This window comes from Micromonospora profundi (assembly GCF_011927785.1).
In the GTDB taxonomy this organism is placed as follows: domain Bacteria; phylum Actinomycetota; class Actinomycetes; order Mycobacteriales; family Micromonosporaceae; genus Micromonospora; species Micromonospora profundi.
The window spans coordinates 5481859-5500229 of the sequence record NZ_JAATJK010000001.1; the positions used below are offsets into that span (position 1 = coordinate 5481859).

Below are 18371 nucleotides of genomic sequence, written 5' to 3' on the forward strand. Positions count from 1 at the left end.
CGTGACGGCACGGCCCAGTGGCGCGGGCTCAGGCGCGAGCGAGCTGCTGGAGAATCCCGGCGGCCCTGAGCAGGGTCTCCCGTTGGTCCTCGTCGAGCGCGGCCAGCCGGTGGGCCAGCCACTCATCGCGGGCCCGCTCGAACTGGTCGAGCACGGCCTGCCCTCCTTCGGTCGCCGCGAGGATGACCTGCCGGCCGTCGGTCGGGTGGGGGGTCCGCCGCACGAGGCCGCGTTCCTCCAACTTCGCAACGATCTTGGTCATCGTCGGTGGCTGCACCCGTTCGACGTCGGCCAGCTCCCTCGGCGTCATCGTGCCCGCCAGCCGGATGCTGGTGAGCGCCGAGAGCTGGGTGACCGTCAGGTCGCCAACCGGCCGGGCCTGGCGGACCCGCCGGTTGAGTCGGGTGATCGCATCACGCAACTGGGGAGCCAGTTGCGCCGGTGGCACGCGTTCCGCCGTCACCGTCCGCTCCATCACGGTAGTTAGCCTAACTAATAAGCCTGGCTAATGACATCCAATATGACTCGCCTCACGAGAACATTCGCGCCGTTCCGGGCGGGAAGTCCGATCCGCTCCCCGCCCGGAGCAGACGTCAGAGCACCAGGGACTCGACCGGCCCACGCAGGAAGTACAGCACGAACAGCGCGGCCACCCCGTACAGCAACGGGTGGATCTCCCGGGCCTTGCCCTTGGCCAGCTTGACCACCACGAAGGTGATCAGACCAGCACCGATCCCGTTGGAGATCGAGTACGTGAACGGCATCAGCACGATGGTGAGGAACGCCGGGATGGCGATCTCGTAGTCGGACCAGTCGATCGTCCGCACCGCCGTCATCATGAGGAAACCGACCACCACCAGGGCCGTCGACGCCGCCTCGAACGGCACGACCACCACAAGTGGCGCCAGGAACATCGCCAGCAGGAACAGGGCGCCGGTGACCAGGTTGGCCGCGCCCGTCCGGGCACCCTCCGCGACACCTGCGGCACTCTCGATGTACGACGTGTTGCTGGAGGTGCTGGCAGCACCACCGGCCGCCGCCGCGATCGAGTCGACGAGCAGGATCTCCTTCGCCCTCGGCGGAGTGCCCTTCTCGTCGAGCAGGTCGCCCTCCTGGCCGACCGCCACCATCGTGCCCATGGTGTCGAAGAAGTCCGTGATCAGCAGGGTGAAGACGAACATCAGCACGACCAGCCAGCCGGCCCGACTCCACGAGTCGAGCACGTTGAACTTGCCGAGCAGCGACAGGTCCGGCAGGTCCACCACCGTCTTCGGCAACTCCGGCACGTTCAGCGACCAGCCCTTCGGGTTGGGCTGCCCGTTGACGAACGACGGGCCGATGTTGCCGACCGCTTCCACGATCACCGCGAGCACCGTGGACGCCAGGATGCCGATCAGGATCGCGCCCTTCACCCGCCGCACCACGAGGACCAGGGTGATCAGCAGACCCACCACGAAGACGAGCATCGGCCAGCTCACCAGCTTGCCGCCGATACCCAGACCGACCGGGACGGTGGTGTTGGCGTCGTCCGGGATCCGCCGGACGAAACCGGCGTCCACCAGACCGATGATGGTCAGGAAGAGGCCGATACCGACTCCGATCGCGGTCTTCATCTGCGTCGGCACCGCGCGGAACACTGCGGTACGCAGGCCGGTCAGCACCAGCACCGCGATGAGCACGCCCTCGATCACCACGAGGCCCATGGCGTCGGCCCAGGTCATCTCCGGCGCGATCTCGTACGCCACCAAGGCGTTGACACCCAGGCCGGCGGCGAGCGCCAGCGGGAACCGGCCGACCACCCCCATCAGGATCGTCATCAGACCGGCGACCAACGCGGTCGCCGCGGCCAGCGCGGGAATCGGGAGGGACTTTCCGTCACCGTCGACGGCACCGCCCAGGATCAGGGGGTTGAGCACCACGATGTACGCCATCGTGAAGAAGGTCGCCAGGCCACCACGTACCTCACGGCTCAACGTTGAGCCACGGGCGGAAATCTCAAAAAAGCGGTCAAAGCCGTTACGTGGATGAGCGGGGGCGGGTGGTGTGCCGTTCTCGGGCGGCAGAACTGCCATCAGGTCCTCGCAGGTGATCTTTCCGGTTGACGCCGGCATCGTCCCAGATCGCTGGCGGGCAGGGGAAGTAGATCCCGTACGCTTGCCGCGTGCCGAACGACCAGCAACCGCGGCCCGCGCCGCTGGACCCACCGATGGTGCCGTTCGCCGTCGCCGGGCTGATCGCCTGGGCGGTCGCCGGGCTGGTGCTACTGATCTTCTTCCGAGGCTGGCTGACCGAGAACGGCCACCAGAACTGGCTCTGGACCTGCCTCGCCGGATTTCTGTGGGGCTTCCCCGGCCTCGCCACGATGATGCGTCACGACGCCAAGCGGCGCCGCCGCCGAGCGAGCTGACGTCAGCGGCCCGTCCGGCCACCACCGCGCACTGTCAGGAATGCCGTACGGCTCCGCAGGTTCAGGAATGCCCGTACGGCTCCGCAGGCTCGCTGGACTCCACCGAACCGGGGGCACGGCTGACCGACATGGCCTCCACCGCGCTGTCGTCGTACACCGTCGGAAGATCCTCCACCGCGGTCTCGGCGGCCTCGATAAGCGTCTCGGAGTGGGCGCCGCAACCGTGGTCGGCGCTCACCACACGACCGTCGTCAGGGGCGTAGAAGTTGCCGCACGCGCCGAACGCCTGGCGCATCGCACCTGCCAGCGGCAGGTAGAAGCCGCAGGTGCCGCATCTGGCAGCGGCCGGAGCGGCGGTGGAGATGGCAGCCGTGGGGCCGTGATCGCCGTCGTACCAGCGCTGCGCCGCGTCGGCGCGGCCTTCCCGGGAGAGCACCCGCGTCCGACCGAGGCCCAACTCCCAGGCGGTCTCCTCGACCGCGGGGTCGTCGGAGAGCAGATAGCCAGGCGCCAGCCGCTCGTCTTCCGGTGAGGTCGGCAGCAGGTCACCGGGGCCGAGGTCGCCCGGCTTGAGCCGTTCCTGCCAGGGCAGCCAGCCGGGCGCGAGCAGCGCGTCCGGGCCGGGCAGCAGCACCGCCTCGCAGATCGTCACCGTCCGGCTGCGCGGCACTCGGGTCACCGTGACCGCCCACCGCCAGCCCTGGTAACCCGCGAGACGACAGTCGAAGTAGTGGGTGACCAGCCGGTCACCTTCGGCCACAACCTGCAGGTGATCGCCGACGTCGTCGGCGTCCACCTCGGTGATGCCGGCGCGGGCCACCTCGACGGCGGCGGCACAGACCTGGTCGAGGCGGGCGGCACGGGTGGAGACGGGCCTGGTCACTTCACCATTGTTCCCCATGCGCCCCGCACGGGTGACAGGGACTCCCAGGGAACGTTTCCCCGCAGTGGTGCGGCGTAGGTGGGGCGGATGGGCGAGGATGGTGCACATGCCGCCGTACAACCGCTCCGGGCGATCCATCCTCGGGCGTACCGTCGGCACCGGCATCCGTGCCGTCCGCCTGCTCCTGCGTGGTTCCGTGGGCAGCGGACGCTGGGTGACCCGTCACGCCGGCCGCGCCCGGACCAGGGGGGCCGGCGGCGAGGTCGGCATGGTGCGCCTGTTCGACCTGCACGCCGTCTCCTGCGCGGGCGACACCTTGATCGCCATCGGCCTGGCCGGGACGATCTTCTTCAACGTGCCGCTGGGCGAGGCCCGCAGCAAGGTCGCGCTCTACCTGCTGGTGACGATGGTTCCGTTCGCGATGCTCGCCCCCGTGGTGGGTCCGCTGCTGGACCACTTCCGGCACGGCCGGCGGTACGCGCTGGCCGCCACGATGCTCGGCCGGGCGTTCCTGGCCTGGCTGATCTCCGACTACATCCACGGCTTCGGGCTCTATCCGGCCGCCTTCGGGGTGCTCGCACTGTCCCGCGCGTACGGCGTGGCCCGATCCGCGGCGGTGCCCCGACTGCTGCCGGAAGGGCTTGGCCTCTCCCAGGTGGGCGCGCGGGCCAGCGTCTACGGCACTGTGGCGGGCGCGCTCGTGGCGCCGATCGGGTTGGCGGCGTTCTGGTTCGGGCCGCAGTGGCCGCTGCGTGTCGCGTCGGTGATCTTCCTCGTCGGCATGGTCATCTCGCTGCGACTGCCACCGAAGGCGGATTCGGAGCCACCGGAGCGGGTCCCCCGGCCGCTGCGGGCGTTCGGCCGGCGGCGGGGCGAACGGCCGTTGGGTCGTGGCCGTCCAGCCGGCCGGCTGGTGATGGCCAGCCTGATCGGTGCCGCGACCCTGCGTGCGATGTACGGCTTCCTGCTGCTGTTCCTCGCCTTCGCGATCAAGAAGGGCGACCTGACCACCGGGGTGTTCGGCCGGGATCTGGGGGCGGAGTGGGCGCTGGGGCTGGTCGGCGCCGCGCTGGCGGTGGGCACTTTCCTGGCCACGGCCGTCGGCACCCGCCTGCGCATCCACCGGCCGACCGCCATCCAGTCCAGCAGCATGATCATCGTGGCCGGGGTGGGCGTGCTGGCCGTCATCCAGTTCTCACTGCTGATGGTGGCGCTACTCTGCCTGGTCACCGCGCTGGTCAGCGGAATTTCCAAACTCGCCGTCGACGCCTCCATTCAGGAACGCATCCCGGAACGACTGCGGGCCAGTTCGTTCGCCCACTCCGAGACGGTGCTGATGCTCGCCTTCGTCGCAGGTGGAGGGCTCGGGCTGGTCCCGTTCAACGGTCGTACCGGCATCGCGGTCGCGGCCGGCGTGGGCATCCTGGCCGCCGTCCGAGGGGTGCTGGTCGCCACCCGGCTCCGCGCCGAGAAGCTGGCCGGCCGACCGCTGGGTGACGACGAACTGGCCACCGACGACGAGCCGGCCGACGAGCCCGCCGCGGCACCGCAGGATGCCGCCCCCACCTCGCCGGCACCGGCCCAGGCCAGCTCGCCACAGTACGACGAACCAGGGCTAGCTCCGCCGGGCTACCACATCTATCGGCCTTCCTCCGCTGTCGGCGGCCCGGGAAGCAGCACCGAGGACGAGACGCGCCGGGAGTCCCCCGGCCCGCTGTCGTGACCGCCGCTGGCGCGACCGGGCTGCTGGTGGTGACGGCGGTGCCCGCCGAGGCCGACGCGGTGCGCGCCGGCCTGGTCGACGCCACGGTGACCGTCGCCCCGGTCGGAGTGGGGCCGGCCGTGGCCGGTGCCGCCACCGCCCGGCTGTTGGTGCTGGCCGAGTCTGCCGGCCACCCGTACCGTGCCGTCGTCAGCGCCGGCGTGGCCGGCGGCTTCGCCGGGCAGGCCGGCGTCGGGGACACCGTGCTCGGTACCGCGAGCATCGCCGCCGACCTCGGTGCCGAATCACCCGACGGCTTCATCCCCGTCGACGAGCTGGGCATGCCGCCCGCTCTGCTCGGCGGCGGCAGCGTGATGCCGGCCGACCCGCAGTTGCTGGCGGCGCTGCGGGCAGCCCTGCCGGCCGCCACGGCCGGCCCGATCCTCACGGTCAGCACTGTCACCGGCACAGCCCTCAGCACCGACGAGCTGCGTCGCCGCCATCCGGCCGCAGTCGCCGAGGCCATGGAGGGGTACGGCGTGGCGGTCGCCGCAGCGCAGGCCGGACTGCCGTTCGCCGAGCTGCGCACGATCTCCAACCCGGTCGGCCCTCGTGACCGCGACGCCTGGCGCCTACACGAGGCCCTCGCCGCGTTGACCGAGGCGGCGGCAGCGCTGCACTGACTACGGCCGAGAGGAACGAACTTCGAGTGCGAGCGCCGACGGCCGACCCGCCTGCAGCTCGAAGCCGCAGGCAAGCAAGAAATCAACACCGCCGGCCTCGGCGATCGCGTGGGTCGTCCGGATGCCGGCCACTGCCATCTCTCTGGCCAGCAGCCCGATCAGCTGACGCCCGATGCCCAGGGTTCGCAGGCCGGGAGCCACCACCACGCCCTCCAGCACCAGCTCACGCCTGTCGCCCCAGTCTTCGCCAAGGAGAAGGTCGACGCTGCGCTCATGGGCTCTCAACTCACCGACCGCCCCGGCTCCGGGCACCTCGGCAAGAAAGCGCCAGGACGTCACCGGAAGCCCTTCGGTCGCGCGCCGAAACCGCACCTGGGCGCGCGTCCGATTCCGCCACCGCCGCTCGTCGCGCCGCCCTCGGTCCAGGTCGTAGGTCAACTCCGGGACACGCAGCGGCCACAACCGCTCCGGCAGCGTGTACGAGTGCACCCACCAGGCACCTGGCCAGTCTTTGAGGGTCAAGACTCGACGCACGTCAAGGTGCGCCGGATAGCGACGACCCGCCTCGTCCCGTAGCTCGTCCGCTGGCTCGTCGGCACCAGATCTCTCGGTCTCTGGCCCCTCGGCCTCTGGCTCGTCGAGCCTGGGCTCATCGCCGGGCAGCCTGACGGCGAGTTCACCACCGGCGGCACGGACGAGCCGCTCCACCGTCCGAAACGCCGGCCCCGCGCCCCGCCCCGCCTCGATGCGGGCCAACGTGCTCTTCGGGACGCCCGACCGGTCAGCCAACTCCCGCTGGCTCAGATCGACACGTCGACGCAGATCCCGCAGTGTCGCCCCCACGTCGATTGCATCCTCACCGATAGCCACCAATCCATGGTTTTCCGCTCAGCATCGACCGTCAACAGCGGCCCTTCGGGTTGTGGATAACCCTGTGGATAGCGCCGCCGCCGCTGTGCATACCTCGGTGAGTGCCTGTAGAGCTGCCCCATAAGTGGGGCAGGCGGACGGACTGCCGGGGCAGCCCACGGTTCGACGACCACCATCGCGGGGGCCGCCAGGATTACCTCGAGCCTGGCGTGGAAGCGGCCGGCCGCATGGCACCCCCGGCATCGCGGCGCAGCCAGCCGTGTCAGCGCGGCTCAGCGTGCCCCACTTATGGGGCAGCTCTACAGGGAGCGGCAGTCACACCCATACCTCTGCGGCGGGCTGGCGCCTCGATCGTGACTGGCGACTAGACAGCGGCAACGCTAGACGGCGGCGACACTAGACAGCGGCAACCCGCGCCGCATCCGGCAGAGGCCGTTCGGCACCAGGGGCGGCCGCGCGGCGGAGCCGTTGTTCGGATCAGTCCGCCACTACCGCCGCGGTGATCCGGTGCAGCGCGAACGTGTGCAGCATCTCGGTCCGCTCGTCCTCGGCACGTAGGTAGCCGGCACCGATCGACACCGGCTTGACCAGCCGCGAGGCTGTCGCCCCGTGGGCGTCCACGTAGCCGACCCAGACCAGCGCCTTGTCGCGTACCGCCTGCTGGAGCACCGCGAGGGCCTCGCTGTGCGTGTGCGCCGGCACGGGACCACCGCCGAGCCCCGCCGCACCACCGCGTACCACCGCTGGCGCCCGTCGGGCCGCCCGCGCCGCCGCATCGCCCCGCCGGACGTGCTCCACCACGCCGAGCAGCCGCGGCATCGGCAGCTTCGGGGCAGCCAGCGGGTCGAACGCCCGGGTGCCCACCGGCACCCGCGCCGGGGCACGCCGGATCCGGGGCCGGGACAGCATGGTGCTGCCGGTGCCGTCCTCCTGCACCGGGGCGTACCCGGCGTCACGCAAGGCAACCAGCAGCCGACCCACCTGGTACGGGGTGATCAGTACCGTCGGCGCGAGCCGCCGCAGGGTCAACGGCTCCAACCGCCGGTCGGCCAGTACCTCGGTGAGCAGCGTCTCGTCGTCGCTCCGCAGGTACGCCCCGGCCGCCCCGACCCGCAGCCCGCCATGTTTGCGGGCCACGTCGTCCACCAGATAGCTGAGCCCCTGCGGCACCGGGGTACGCGACCGACGCCGGAACAGCTCGTGCAGATCCTCGGCCGTGTAACCGGCGTCCAGGGCGCGCCGGATGCTCGCCGTGGTGACCCGGTGCACGCTTGCCCCGCCGGCCGACTCGGGCTCGGTCGCCGCCTCCAACTCGGCGGCGAGCTCGGGCTCCGGTGGGCCGGGCACCACCACTGTCAGGTCGGCCTGCACCAGGAAATGATCGACCGGTGCGGGTAGCAGCGCGTCGAGCGCCCGGGCGGTGCTGGAGGGATCGCCGCTCTCCGCGTCCACGTACAGCCCCAGCGGGTCGCCGCCCGGCTCGTCGGCCGACGTCAGCTCACCCAGCAGCAGCCGGCCGTACGAGGTGAGCGCTCCCAGGCCGGTCACGCCGAGCTGCGCCGCCTCGGCCAGCACCTCCCGGTGGGCGGCCTCCCGGCCCCGGCTGCGCCGTGGCGCCCGCCAGTCCAGCAGAGCCTGGACCTCCTCTGCTGTGGGTGCGGTCGCGGGTTCCAGGTCGGCGAGCACGGCGAGGACCGCCCGCCGGGTCGCGGGTGCGCTGGCCCGTTCAGCCTCGGCGGAGAGCGGGGTGATCGGCCGGTCCCGATCGTCACGCTGGCCGACCAGGCCGACCTGCCGGGTCATCGTCAGCCAGGCACGGGCCAGCTGCTCCCAGCGCTGGGCCAGCGAAGCGGCCCGCCACACCTCGTACCCGCCGGTCGGCAGCACCTGCTGATCTGCCCCGTACCGGGCGGTGCTCGTACCGGACAGCTCCAGCTCACCGGCGAGGCCCGCCGCGTACGCCACCTCCAGCAGCAACGCGGTCGTCGCCTCGTCCAGCCCTGCGGTACGCGCCAACCGCCGCAGGTCCCGGACGCCGATACCGCCCGAGCGCAACACCGGCGCGGGTTCGGCGGCGAGCTGCTCCAACAGCCCTTCGGTGTGCCGGACGACCTCCATGGTCTGCCCGGCCCCGGCCGAGTCGACCGCCTTCGGCTCGCGCGGCGCGGCAGTCACCGGTGGCGCACTGGTGTGCAGCGGTCCGAGTGGGCCACTGTCGCGACGCAGCAGGAGGCCGACCTCGCGGGGCAGCTCCACAGTGCCGCCGCCCGTCGACGAACCGGATGAGGTGGAAACCAGCAGCCGGTTGTCGACCAGCCAGCGCACCGGCGAGCCGGTCGGCGCCCCACCGTTTGTCGGGTCGGCGAGCACGGGGTCCTCCGCGCCGATCGGCGGTGCCTGCAACGCCCCCGGTGGCACGGTGCCGACCGGCGGGCCGGCCGCCAGCCGGTCGAGGATCGCCCGGGCCGACGAGGGCGCGGCGAGTAGCGTCCGGCGCAGCTTCGCCGGGTCCGCGCAGAGCGCGGCCGAGCGCAGGTCCAGGTCCGCGGCGGGTCGGCCGAGCCCAGCGGGGTACGGGGACACCTCGTCGACGGCGGCCGCCACGTGCAGGGCGTGCTCGGGGCCGTACAGCAGGAAGAGCGCCCGTAGCCGGTCGACGGCGGCCCGGACGGACGTCGGCGCCGGTGGGTGCGGGCCGGCGGTCGCCATGGCGAGCACGGAGTCGGTGTCCGTGGTGCCCTCGTCCGGGTGCCGGGTGAGCCGGGCGGCGTCGAGGATCTGCATGGTGAACTGGTCGAGCCCGTCCAGCGCGCGTGCCACCGAGACCCGGGACTGGGCGCGGATGGCCAGAGCGGAGATGTCGGCCGGCACGGGCACGACGAGGTCCGGCCGAAGCTGGAGCAGCGCGGCCAGCGACTCGTCGGGCAGTGACCGCAGGTGGTCGGCGAGTGAGGTGGTCATCGTCTTTCCACGCTAGCCCGGGACGGGGCAGTCGCGCCCCTCGGACGTCCGGCCGACCCCGGGTCACCGGGTACGTTTCTCGACATGCCCGCACCGACCGTCGGATTCGATCTCGACATGACCCTGGTGGATTCCCGCCCCGGCATCGCCGCGACCTTCCGGGCGCTGACCGCCAGGACGGGCGTGCCGGTGGACGCCGATCTGGCCGTGTCCCGGCTCGGGCCGCCGCTGCGTACCGAGCTCGCGTACTGGTTTCCGCCGGAGCAGGTCGAGTCGGCCGTGTTGGCGTACCGGGAGCTGTACCCGGCGTACGCGATCACCCCGACAGTCCCGATGCCCGGTGCGCGGGAGGCGGTCGAGGCGATCCGCGCACGGGGCGGTCGTGTGCTGGTTGTCACTGCCAAGATGGGTCGGCTGGCCCGGCTGCACCTGGATCACTTGGGCCTCAAGGTCGACGAGCTGGCCGGTGACCTGTTCGCCGAGCAGAAGGCGATCGCTTTGAGGGAGCACGACGCGACCCACTACGTCGGTGACCATGTGGCGGACATGGTGGCTGCGGAAGCCGCCGGGCTGCCCGGGATCGGTGTAGCGACGGGCCCGTGTTCCGCGCAGGAGTTGCGCGCGGCCGGGGCGAAGCTGGTGCTTGACGATCTCGTCGGATTCCCAGCGGCGCTCGACGGCATGATCCAGCTAGCCTTGGAGCAGTAGCGGCTCAAGTGAAGCAGGGGTTTACAGGTGCCTACGGGTCGAGTGAAGTGGTACGACACGGCCAAGGGATACGGCTTCGTCACGAGTGACGAGGGCGGCGACGTGTTTCTGCCCAAGGGTGCCCTGCCTGCGGGCGTCACCGACCTCAAGGGTGGTCAACGGGTCGACTTCAGCGTGGTGGACAGCCGCCGGGGCTCGCAGGCCATGGGCGTCAAACTGTTGGACGCGCCGCCGTCGATGGCGGAGCTGCGCCGGCGACCGGCCGAGGAGCTGCACGGTCTCGTCGAAGACATGATCAAGGTGCTGGAGGCGAAGGTCCAGCCGGACCTGCGTCGGGGTCGGTACCCGGACAAGAAGGCCGCGCAGAAGATCGCTCAGTTGGTCCACGCGGTGGCGCGCGAGCTGGAGGTCTGAGGCACGAGCCCGGCGTCGGCGGCCCGGTCGAGCAGTGCCGTCACCGCGGCGAAACCGGCTTCCCCAAGGTCAGCGGTGAACTCGTTGACGTAGAGGTCGATGTGCCGGTCCACCACGTCGGGCTCCATTTCCTGGGCGTGCGCAAGCACGTACTCCCGGCTGGCCGTCGGGTCCGCCCAGGCCTGCCGGACCGACTCGCGGATCCAGCCGGCGGCGGCCTCCGGGTCGACGACGCCACGCCGGGCCAGGATCGCGCCGAGGGGGATGGGTAGGCCGGTGTCGGCCTCCCACCACTCGCCGAGGTCGACGAGCGCGGTCAGGCCGTGCCGGTGGTAGGTGAACCGTGCCTCGTGGATGACGAGCCCGGCGTCGTACCGGCCAGCCGCGACGCCAGGCATGATCTCGTGGAACGGAACCACCTCGATCCGCGCCGGCGGCCGGCCCGCCGACCAGAGCCGGAACAGCAGGTACGCGGTGGTCCGGTCGCCCGGCACCGCCACCGTGGCACCGGTCAGGTCGGTGCGGTCGGGGCCGCCCGCGCGGTCGCCCCGGGTGAGCACCAGGGGCCCACATCCCCGGCCGAGAGCGCCGCCGCAGGGCAGCAGGTGGTACTTGTCGAGGAGCCAGGGCAGCGCCGCGAAGCTCACCTTCACCAGGTCGAATGCGCCCCGCTCGGCTGCCGTGTTGGTGACGTCCACGTCCGCGTACGTCACCTCGAACGGCGGTGCGCCGGGCACCCGACCGTGCACCAGGGCGTCGAAGACGAACGTGTCGTTGGGGCAGGGCGAGATCGCCAGGGAGAGCGCCACGCCCCTCACGTTAGCCCGCCCTCGTGCGCTCGGTCAGCGCGGTCCCGTGCCTGTGACCTGCCCAGCGCGCTCGCCGCCGTCCACCCTGCCAGTCCGGTCGAGCGCCACCCGCCCGCCGCCAGCCCGCAGGGGTATGGCCGCTCCCTGTCGAGCTGCCCCATGCGTGGGGCACGCAGCAGCGGCGCCGCCACCCGACCGCCGGGCAAGACAGGGCTGCCTCAAAAGTGGGGCAGCTCTACAGCGGTGCCGTCACACGACCGCCGGACCAAACAGAGCCGCCCCATAAGTGGGGCAGCTCCACAGCGGCGCCGCCACCCGACCATCCGACCAAACAGAGCCGCCCCATAAGTGGGGCAGCTCCACAGCGGCGCCGCCACCCGACCATCCGACCAAACAGAGCCGCCCCATAAGTGGGGCAGCTCCACAGCGGCGCCGCCACCCGACCATCGGACAAGACGGAACTGCCCCATGAGTGGGGAACGCTGTTGGATCAGCGGTGACTGCGGCTGCGGCGTACGGTGCCGATGACCGAGACGATCAGCAGCAGCGCGAAGCCGGCGCCTGCGGACTCCCCGACCGAGTCGACGAAGCCCTGCTGGAGCACCAACCAGCCGAAGAGGAACCATCCGAGCAGGAGCGTCGCGGCGACGCCGTATGCGACCACTGTCGCTCGGGACACCTCGTCGGGCGGTGCCTGCTCGTGTTCTGCGATCACGTCACGGTCGACCGTCATGCCCAGCCCTCCCCGCCCGGTTCGGCCCCTGAACTCCCAAGAGTGTCACTCCTGGGACCGCTGTGACAGGGGTTAAAACCCGGAGTCGGGCAGGTCACTCAGGTGCCGGGCCGACGGCCGACCAGAACGACGCGTGTGCCGACCTTGCCCAACTCCCACATCCGGACGGCGTCGGCGTGCAGCAGGTTGACGCAGCCGTGCGAGCCGATGGACTTGTCGTGCAGGTAGGTGGTGGTCTCGTGGAAGCCCATCCCCTGGGTGAAGTGCTGCCAGTACGGCAGCCACACCTCGTACGGGTTGGACCACTCCTTGGGGTTGCGGTAGTTGACGGCGTACGTGCCGGACGGGGTGCGGTAGCCGGACATGCCGGTCCGCGTCACCGTCGGTTCCATGATCACTTTGCCGTTGCGCAGGGCCCACACTGTCTGGCGGGTCAGGTCCACGCAGAACGTGGTGCCGGCGCCCGCCTTGCAGCGGGTCGGATCGGTGGTGGCGAGTCGCTTCGCCACGTCGAACGTGGTTGGCCCGGCGCGACCCTCGACGGGGCGAATGCCGTACCTCTTCTGGAACTTCTTGATGGCCGCGCAGTCGGCGGCGGACTGCTGGCCGTCCACGGCCACCGGCCCGAACCCGCCCAGCTGGGCGAGGTAGGTCTCCACAGCGCGCTGGTGCTCGCCCTGCGGGCAGCCGGCGGCTCGGGCAGTGGGCGCGGCCGTGGTCGGGGCGGGCGTGCTGCGGGTCGGCTTGGGCTTGGGTTTCGTCGTGGCGCTGCTGGTCGGCTCCGCCGTCGGCGCGGCCGGCGTTGGCCGGCCGCGCTGGTCCGGCCCGGACGTGCCGCTCGCCCCCGTTACCTGTTCCGCCGCACCTGCCGGGGCGGCTCCCCCGCCGCCACCCCCGCCGGACTGCGGATCGAACGTGCACGCGCCGGTGCCGACCAGCACGACCACCAGCGGGGCGACCAGCCGGGAAGTGATCCGGAACCGCTTCATGAGACCTCCCCTGGACAGTCGTCCCATTGCTAGACGTTTGTCAGTACGGTCGCGGTTGCGCCCAGTCGGCATCTTTCTTTGCTGATCCCGGATCGTGCGACACTGGATGGTCGGCCAGCGTCGGGTAAGCGACTGCCGCGACCCGACAGCCAATCGAGGAGAGGACGCTGGCGTGAGTGGTGGACCACTGATCGTTCAGTCGGACAAGACCCTTTTGCTGGAGATCGACCACCCCGACGCGCAGGCCTGCCGGATGGCGATCGCGCCGTTCGCCGAGCTGGAGCGCTCTCCCGAACATGTGCACACCTATCGGCTGACCCCGCTCGGGCTCTGGAACGCCCGCGCCGCCGGGCACGACGCCGAGGGCGTGGTGGACTCGCTGCTCAAATACTCGCGGTACCCGGTGCCGCACGCGCTCCTGGTGGACGTCGCCGAGACGATGGACCGGTACGGCCGGCTCCAACTCGCCAACGACCCGGCGTACGGGTTGGTGCTGCGTGCGCTGGACCGGCTCGTGCTGATCGAGGTGGCCAAGAGCAAGAAGCTCGCCGGCATGCTTGGGAACAAGATCGACGACGACACGATCCAGGTGCACCCGTCCGAGCGTGGCCGGCTCAAGCAGGCGCTGCTGAAGTTGGGTTGGCCGGCGGAGGACCTGGCCGGGTACGTCGACGGCGAGGCGCACCCGATCGAGCTGGCCGAGGCCGGCAAGGACGGGCGCAAGCCGTGGACGCTGCGGTCGTACCAGCGGGAAGCCGTCGAGGCGTTCTGGGCCGGCGGGTCGGGTGTGGTGGTGCTGCCCTGCGGGGCCGGCAAGACCCTTGTCGGGGCGGCGGCGATGGCCGAGGCGAAGGCGACAACGCTGATCCTGGTCACCAACACCGTCGCCGGCCGGCAGTGGAAGCGGGAGCTGATCGCCCGCACCTCGCTCACCGAGGAGGAGATCGGCGAGTACTCCGGCGAGCGTAAGGAGATCCGCCCGGTCACCATCGCGACGTACCAGGTGCTCACCTCGCGGCGCAGTGGCGCGTTCACCCACCTTGACCTGTTCGGTGCCCGCGACTGGGGTCTTGTCGTCTACGACGAGGTGCACCTGCTGCCCGCGCCGATCTTCCGGTTCACCGCGGATCTCCAGGCCCGCCGCCGGCTGGGCCTGACGGCGACATTGGTACGCGAGGACGGCCGGGAGGGCGACGTGTTCAGCCTGATCGGTCCGAAGCGGTACGACGCTCCGTGGAAGGACATCGAGTCGCAGGGGTGGATCGCCCCGGCCGAGTGTGTCGAGGTCCGGGTGACCCTCACCGACGCGGAGCGGATGTCGTACGCGACGGCGGAGGCCGAGGAGCGGTACCGGATGGCGGCTACCGCCCGCACGAAGCTGCCGGTGGTGAAGGCGCTCGTCGACCGGCACCCGGAGGATCAGGTGCTGGTGATCGGCGCGTACATCGACCAGTTGCACCAGCTCGGCGAATACCTCGACGCGCCGATCATCCAGGGCTCGACCACGAACAAGGAGCGCGAGCGGTTGTTCGACGCGTTCCGGTCCGGCGAGCTGCGGACGTTGGTGATCTCCAAGGTCGGCAACTTCTCCATCGACCTGCCCGAGGCGGCGGTGGCGATCCAGGTGTCGGGGACGTTCGGGTCGCGGCAGGAGGAGGCGCAGCGGCTGGGTCGGGTGCTGCGGCCGAAGGCCGACGGGCGGCAGGCGCACTTCTACACGGTGGTCTCCCGGGACACGATCGACACCGAGTACGCGGCACACCGGCAGCGCTTCCTGGCCGAGCAGGGGTACGCGTACACGATCGTGGACGCCGACGACGTCCTCGGCCCGTCCCTGCCGTCGTTCGACTGACCCACGGGCGGCCTTGACCGGCTCGGTTTTCCTAGTCCGGATCTCACCGGGAGAAGCGGTCCACCAGCACCGACAGCCGGCGGTCGTGGCCGGGGCGGCGGAGCCGGCCGCTGCGCATCAGTGTGACCAGCCCGTGCAGGCCGCTCCAGAACGTCTCGGTGAACGTCTCCAGGTCGTCGTCCCCGGCGACCGGGCGCACCGTCTCGGCCAGTTCTGCGAAGCCTCGGGCCAGGTCCGTCGGGACGTTCTGGGTGGCGAACGGCAGGTCCACGGCGAGGGTGAACATCGCGTCGTAGAGCGCGGGACGCTGCTCGGCGAACTCGACGTATGCCGCCGCGACGTCGGCGACCGCCTGTCGGGGACTGACTGCCGAGGCCCGGGCCGAGGCTAGGGCGTTGGCAAGCTCGGCGAAGCCCTCGATGGCGACGGCCGCCATGATGGCGTCCTTGCCCTTGAAGTGGCTGTAGAGGACGGGCTGGCTGTACTCGATCTCGGCGGCGAGCCGGCGGGTGGTCACCGCGTCCCAGCCTTCCGCCAGGGCTAGGTCACGTGCTGCGGCGATGATCGCCTGTTCCCGTTCCGCCCGCTCGCGCTCCCGGCGTCCCTGCGTCGACATGCACCAATCCTAGCACCGCTAGATATTCTGCCGATGCTCTGCTAGCGTCGCTCTCCTATCTAGCAGTGCTAGGAACTGGAGCAGATCATGCTGTCCTTCATCGCCTACGGGCTCGCCGTCGTGCTCAACCTCTTCATCGCGTGGATCGGTGCGCGGTTCCTGCTGGTGCCCACCGCGTCGGCTGCCGGGTACGGCGTCCCGGCCCGACCGGAGGGAGATCCCGCCTACCTCACGGTCAAGGGAGTACGCGATCTCACCTACGGCCTGCTCGGACTGGCCTTGATCGCCTTCACGACCGCCGACGCGGTCGCGTGGTTCATGCTGATCGTCGCGCTTGTCCCGCTGGGCGACACCGTCATCGTGCTGCGGAACGGCGGAACGAAGGCCGTCGCCTTCGGTATCCACTTCAGCACCGCCGTCGTCGTCCTCCTCGACGCCGCCCTCCTGTTCGCCCTGTGAGCGCCAGCGACACCCTGCCGCTTCTGTCCTGACCGCCTCACCTTGATCGACTCGGCTTCCTGGAAGTCGCGGCATCCGATGCGGGTTGATGCCCCGGTTTCACCGAACCGAGCCGCGCGCGGCAGGGGTGCGGCCGCCGGGCCGGGCGCGACGACGCCGAGGGCGAACAGTCCACCGGCGACTGCCGACACCAGTGTCCGACGTGTACGCCTCGACGCCATGTGCCCTCCGCCGGTGAAATGTGCCGGATGCCTCCGGCGAAGCGTAGGAGCAGGCAGAACGTGAGGCTCGACGGAACGAGCGGGCTCAACCGGACGGGTGAAGCAGCAGGGCCGGCGGGTCGCCGCGAAGCGAACCGCCGGCCCTTACCTCAGGTGGGTTATCCGGCGCCGCCGGCCCGGAACGCCACCCAGGCGTCGCTCATCCGGTCGGCCTGGCCGGGTGTGAACATGTTCATGCAGGAGTCCTGCGTGTAGTCCATGAAGTTGTGGATCGGGTCCAGCCCTGGCGCGGTGCAGGAGTCCGCGCCCACCGGGCAGTCGAACTGCGGCCCCGCCTCGCGCGGAGTGTCGGCCACGAAGTCGCCTGCGGCGGAGCAGCCGTGGGCGAAGGTGTGCTCCAGCATCAGCCAGTGCCCGACCTCGTGCGTCAGCGTGTCGCCGAGGGCGTACTTGCCGGCGGTGCCGCCCGGCATCGACTCGTCGAGCATCACCACACCGTCGATGTACGCGCGGCCGTTGTTGTAGTCCTTCGGGAAGTACGCCCAGCCGAGGAGCCCGCCGCCGATGTTGGCCGCGTACACGTTGAGGGTCTCCGAGTCGCCGGTGTGCAGCGCCCTCTTCATGTCCCGCTCGTTCTTGCCCGGCTCGACCGTGTACCAGGCGCTGTTCACCGTCCACGTCGTCTCGACGAGCGAGAACCGGAACGGCGTGTCGGAGGCGTTCGCCGCTGTACGGCCCGCGAACGAGTCGTTGAGCACGGTCAGCTGCGCGGCGATCAGGGTGTTCCACCTGGTCCGCTCGGCCGCGCTGAGAGGGTGGTCCGACACCATGTGGAAGACCGTCGGCACTGTGACGCTGCCGTTGGCCAGGCGCGGGGCGTCCTTGATCACCCCATAGGCCTTCGCCTCGTTCGTGGAGTACAGCTCTGGCTCCTGCGCGGTGGCGCCCTTGGCGACCCGGGCCGCGCTGTGCCGGTCGGCGCCCGACTCACACGCCTCGACACCCGGAGAGGCGGTTGCGGGGGCGGCAGTGGCAAGCGCCCCGGAGGCGCCGCCGGACGCCAGGAGCGTCGCGGCGGTGGCGGTGAGGACGGCCAGTCGGAAGGTTGGTCTCCTGTGCATCGTTGCACCTTTCAGTGCGGGAAGCGGTGCGCGTCGATGACGTCGTCGTGGGGTATGAGAACACGCCTACGGCATCGACGAAAGACCCCTTGAGCAGGGCAGATGTCGATGTAACAGAACCGCTTCGCGGAGCGCTGTTGGGCCGACCGACGCAGGTCAGAGGACCCGGGTCGCCTGTTCGGCGGCGACGACCGCGTCCCGCCGCGCCGGGTCGAGGTTGGCGCTGATCACCACTGACGCGCCAGCCGACAGCGGCGCGAGCAACCACTTCAGCGGCTGCTCGTGCTCGGCGGCGTCGACAAGCAGCCGATCGCCGGCGCGCAGGCCCAGCATCCCCGCGACCTCCTGGGCGAGCGCACCCCACTGCCCGTAGGTCGTCCCGTCCGCGCTGGCCGGATCCGACGGCTGGATGGCGGCGTGGTCGGGCGTGACGTCCGGGTGCCGGAGCACCTCGGCGGACCAGTCCAACCAGCCCAACGGGACGTCGGCCAGTCGGCCCGGCCCGGTGCCGACGAGGTAGCGATGTGGGGCGTCCGGCACGTCCTCCAGCCAGTCGTCCTGCCGCTCCGACGTCACGAAGACCGCGTCGAACGGCCGGTCGCCGCCCGGTTCGAGCACGGGCAGGCCCGCCGTGGCGCGCGGCCGGAACGACACCGCCAGGCCCGAGGCCCACGCCCCCAACAACACCGCGGCGGTACGCCAGTGCGGCGGCAGCAGCACCGCTACGCGGCTGCCGGGGCCGAGCCCGCAGCCGTCCCGCAGGAGGCTCGCGCTGCGCGCCGCCCAGGCACCGAGCTGGTGCGCGGCCAGGTCGACGCGTTCACCGGTGGCCTCGTCGCGATAGCTGAGCAGGGGACGTTCGACGTCGACGGGTAGGTCGACAGTGACGGTTGCCTGCATGTCCGCTCCCCGGTGACGACGTCGGATTCACCCTACTCAACGA

The 18371-nt window shown here is 71.0% G+C and carries 18 protein-coding genes; 7 read left to right on the forward strand and 11 right to left on the reverse strand.

Going from position 1 to position 18371, the window contains the following annotated elements; translation table 11 throughout:
* Positions 1-28: 28 nt before the first annotated feature.
* On the reverse strand, positions 29-478 hold the full coding sequence (locus tag F4558_RS24285) for a MarR family winged helix-turn-helix transcriptional regulator (RefSeq protein WP_306272943.1): 450 nt from the start codon (positions 476-478) through the stop codon (positions 29-31).
* A 115-nt stretch (positions 479-593) separates the two neighbouring features.
* A complete protein-coding gene (locus F4558_RS24290; RefSeq protein WP_167946086.1) occupies positions 594-2072 on the reverse strand; it encodes an NCS2 family permease in 1479 nt (492 codons plus the stop codon).
* A gap of 134 nt (positions 2073-2206) precedes the next feature.
* Between F4558_RS24290 and F4558_RS24295 the strand changes: the two genes are divergently transcribed.
* On the forward strand, positions 2207-2407 hold the full coding sequence (locus tag F4558_RS24295; RefSeq protein WP_053659415.1) for a DUF2530 domain-containing protein: 201 nt from the start codon (positions 2207-2209) through the stop codon (positions 2405-2407).
* A gap of 61 nt (positions 2408-2468) precedes the next feature.
* On the opposite strand, the gene F4558_RS24300 is transcribed toward F4558_RS24295, so the two are convergent.
* A complete protein-coding gene (locus tag F4558_RS24300; protein ID WP_376767598.1) occupies positions 2469-3398 on the reverse strand; it encodes a DUF3027 domain-containing protein in 930 nt (309 codons plus the stop codon).
* Here F4558_RS24300 and F4558_RS24305 point away from each other — a divergent pair.
* Both F4558_RS24305 and F4558_RS24310 read left to right on the forward strand, forming a co-directional pair.
* Positions 3397-5013 carry an MFS transporter gene (locus tag F4558_RS24305; RefSeq protein WP_167946088.1) on the forward strand — a complete coding sequence of 539 codons (1617 nt, stop codon included), beginning with the start codon at positions 3397-3399 and terminating at the stop codon, positions 5011-5013. The genes F4558_RS24300 and F4558_RS24305 overlap by 2 nt on opposite strands.
* The gene (locus F4558_RS24310; RefSeq protein ID WP_167946089.1) at positions 5010-5675 is read left to right on the forward strand and encodes a futalosine hydrolase; all 666 of its coding nucleotides are present in this window, start codon (positions 5010-5012) and stop codon (positions 5673-5675) included. The genes F4558_RS24305 and F4558_RS24310 overlap by 4 nt, the downstream gene beginning before the upstream one ends.
* Here the strand turns inward: F4558_RS24310 and F4558_RS24315 are convergent, their stop codons facing one another.
* Together F4558_RS24315 and F4558_RS24320 are read right to left on the reverse strand one after the other, a co-directional pair.
* Entirely contained in the window at positions 5676-6545 is an 870-nt protein-coding gene (locus F4558_RS24315; RefSeq protein ID WP_312877393.1) for a helix-turn-helix domain-containing protein, read from the reverse strand. It abuts the gene before it with no gap.
* Between the two features lie 477 nt (positions 6546-7022).
* Positions 7023-9506 carry a helicase-associated domain-containing protein gene (locus F4558_RS24320; RefSeq protein WP_167946090.1) on the reverse strand — a complete coding sequence of 828 codons (2484 nt, stop codon included), beginning with the start codon at positions 9504-9506 and terminating at the stop codon, positions 7023-7025.
* Between the two features lie 84 nt (positions 9507-9590).
* Here F4558_RS24320 and F4558_RS24325 point away from each other — a divergent pair, with 84 nt between their 5' ends.
* Together F4558_RS24325 and F4558_RS24330 are read left to right on the forward strand one after the other, a co-directional pair.
* Positions 9591-10214, forward strand: a complete 624-nt coding sequence (locus F4558_RS24325) for an HAD family hydrolase (protein ID WP_167946091.1) — start codon at positions 9591-9593, stop codon at positions 10212-10214.
* 27 nt (positions 10215-10241) lie between these two features.
* A complete protein-coding gene (locus F4558_RS24330) occupies positions 10242-10628 on the forward strand; it encodes a cold-shock protein (RefSeq protein WP_053658827.1) in 387 nt (128 codons plus the stop codon).
* On the opposite strand, the gene F4558_RS24335 is transcribed toward F4558_RS24330, so the two are convergent.
* The 3 genes from F4558_RS24335 to F4558_RS24345 form a co-directional block, all read right to left on the reverse strand.
* Complete coding sequence (locus F4558_RS24335) at positions 10589-11437, reverse strand: 1,4-dihydroxy-6-naphtoate synthase (protein ID WP_167946093.1); 849 nt, start codon at positions 11435-11437, stop codon at positions 10589-10591. The two genes, F4558_RS24330 and F4558_RS24335, sit on opposite strands and share 40 nt — an antisense overlap.
* Before the next feature lie 490 nt (positions 11438-11927).
* Positions 11928-12170, reverse strand: a complete 243-nt coding sequence (locus F4558_RS24340) for a hypothetical protein (RefSeq protein WP_053658822.1) — start codon at positions 12168-12170, stop codon at positions 11928-11930.
* Positions 12171-12268: 98 nt separating this feature from the next.
* Positions 12269-13159 carry a L,D-transpeptidase family protein gene (locus tag F4558_RS24345; RefSeq protein WP_167946095.1) on the reverse strand — a complete coding sequence of 297 codons (891 nt, stop codon included), beginning with the start codon at positions 13157-13159 and terminating at the stop codon, positions 12269-12271.
* A gap of 172 nt (positions 13160-13331) precedes the next feature.
* Here F4558_RS24345 and F4558_RS24350 point away from each other — a divergent pair, with 172 nt between their 5' ends.
* Positions 13332-15011, forward strand: coding sequence for a DNA repair helicase XPB (locus F4558_RS24350; RefSeq protein WP_167946097.1), 1680 nt, complete (start codon positions 13332-13334; stop codon positions 15009-15011).
* 43 nt (positions 15012-15054) lie between these two features.
* On the opposite strand, the gene F4558_RS24355 is transcribed toward F4558_RS24350, so the two are convergent.
* Complete coding sequence (locus tag F4558_RS24355) at positions 15055-15627, reverse strand: TetR/AcrR family transcriptional regulator (protein WP_167946099.1); 573 nt, start codon at positions 15625-15627, stop codon at positions 15055-15057.
* An 87-nt stretch (positions 15628-15714) separates the two neighbouring features.
* Between F4558_RS24355 and F4558_RS24360 the strand changes: the two genes are divergently transcribed.
* A complete protein-coding gene (locus F4558_RS24360; protein ID WP_167946101.1) occupies positions 15715-16086 on the forward strand; it encodes a DUF4267 domain-containing protein in 372 nt (123 codons plus the stop codon).
* Between the two features lie 379 nt (positions 16087-16465).
* Here the strand turns inward: F4558_RS24360 and F4558_RS24365 are convergent, their stop codons facing one another.
* The gene (locus F4558_RS24365; protein WP_167946103.1) at positions 16466-17428 is read right to left on the reverse strand and encodes a zinc metalloprotease; all 963 of its coding nucleotides are present in this window, start codon (positions 17426-17428) and stop codon (positions 16466-16468) included.
* Positions 17429-17584: 156 nt separating this feature from the next.
* On the reverse strand, positions 17585-18328 hold the full coding sequence (locus F4558_RS24370) for a TIGR03089 family protein (protein WP_167946105.1): 744 nt from the start codon (positions 18326-18328) through the stop codon (positions 17585-17587).
* Positions 18329-18371 lie beyond the last annotated feature (43 nt).

What these genes read in the sequence shown, in the direction of transcription:
- F4558_RS24290 (WP_167946086.1), bottom strand. Translation starts at nt 2,072, where the DNA reads ATGGCAGTTCTGCCGCCCGAGAACGGCACACCACCCGCCCCCGCTCAT.
- F4558_RS24295 (WP_053659415.1), top strand. Translation starts at nt 2,207, where the DNA reads ATGGTGCCGTTCGCCGTCGCCGGGCTGATCGCCTGGGCGGTCGCCGGG.
- F4558_RS24305 (WP_167946088.1), top strand. Translation starts at nt 3,397, where the DNA reads ATGCCGCCGTACAACCGCTCCGGGCGATCCATCCTCGGGCGTACCGTC.
- F4558_RS24300 (WP_376767598.1), bottom strand. Translation starts at nt 3,398, where the DNA reads ATGTGCACCATCCTCGCCCATCCGCCCCACCTACGCCGCACCACTGCG.
- F4558_RS24320 (WP_167946090.1), bottom strand. Translation starts at nt 9,506, where the DNA reads ATGACCACCTCACTCGCCGACCACCTGCGGTCACTGCCCGACGAGTCG.
- F4558_RS24325 (WP_167946091.1), top strand. Translation starts at nt 9,591, where the DNA reads ATGCCCGCACCGACCGTCGGATTCGATCTCGACATGACCCTGGTGGAT.
- F4558_RS24340 (WP_053658822.1), bottom strand. Translation starts at nt 12,170, where the DNA reads ATGACGGTCGACCGTGACGTGATCGCAGAACACGAGCAGGCACCGCCC.
- F4558_RS24345 (WP_167946095.1), bottom strand. Translation starts at nt 13,159, where the DNA reads ATGAAGCGGTTCCGGATCACTTCCCGGCTGGTCGCCCCGCTGGTGGTC.
- F4558_RS24355 (WP_167946099.1), bottom strand. Translation starts at nt 15,627, where the DNA reads ATGTCGACGCAGGGACGCCGGGAGCGCGAGCGGGCGGAACGGGAACAG.
- F4558_RS24360 (WP_167946101.1), top strand. Translation starts at nt 15,715, where the DNA reads ATGCTGTCCTTCATCGCCTACGGGCTCGCCGTCGTGCTCAACCTCTTC.
- F4558_RS24365 (WP_167946103.1), bottom strand. Translation starts at nt 17,428, where the DNA reads ATGCACAGGAGACCAACCTTCCGACTGGCCGTCCTCACCGCCACCGCC.
- F4558_RS24370 (WP_167946105.1), bottom strand. Translation starts at nt 18,328, where the DNA reads ATGCAGGCAACCGTCACTGTCGACCTACCCGTCGACGTCGAACGTCCC.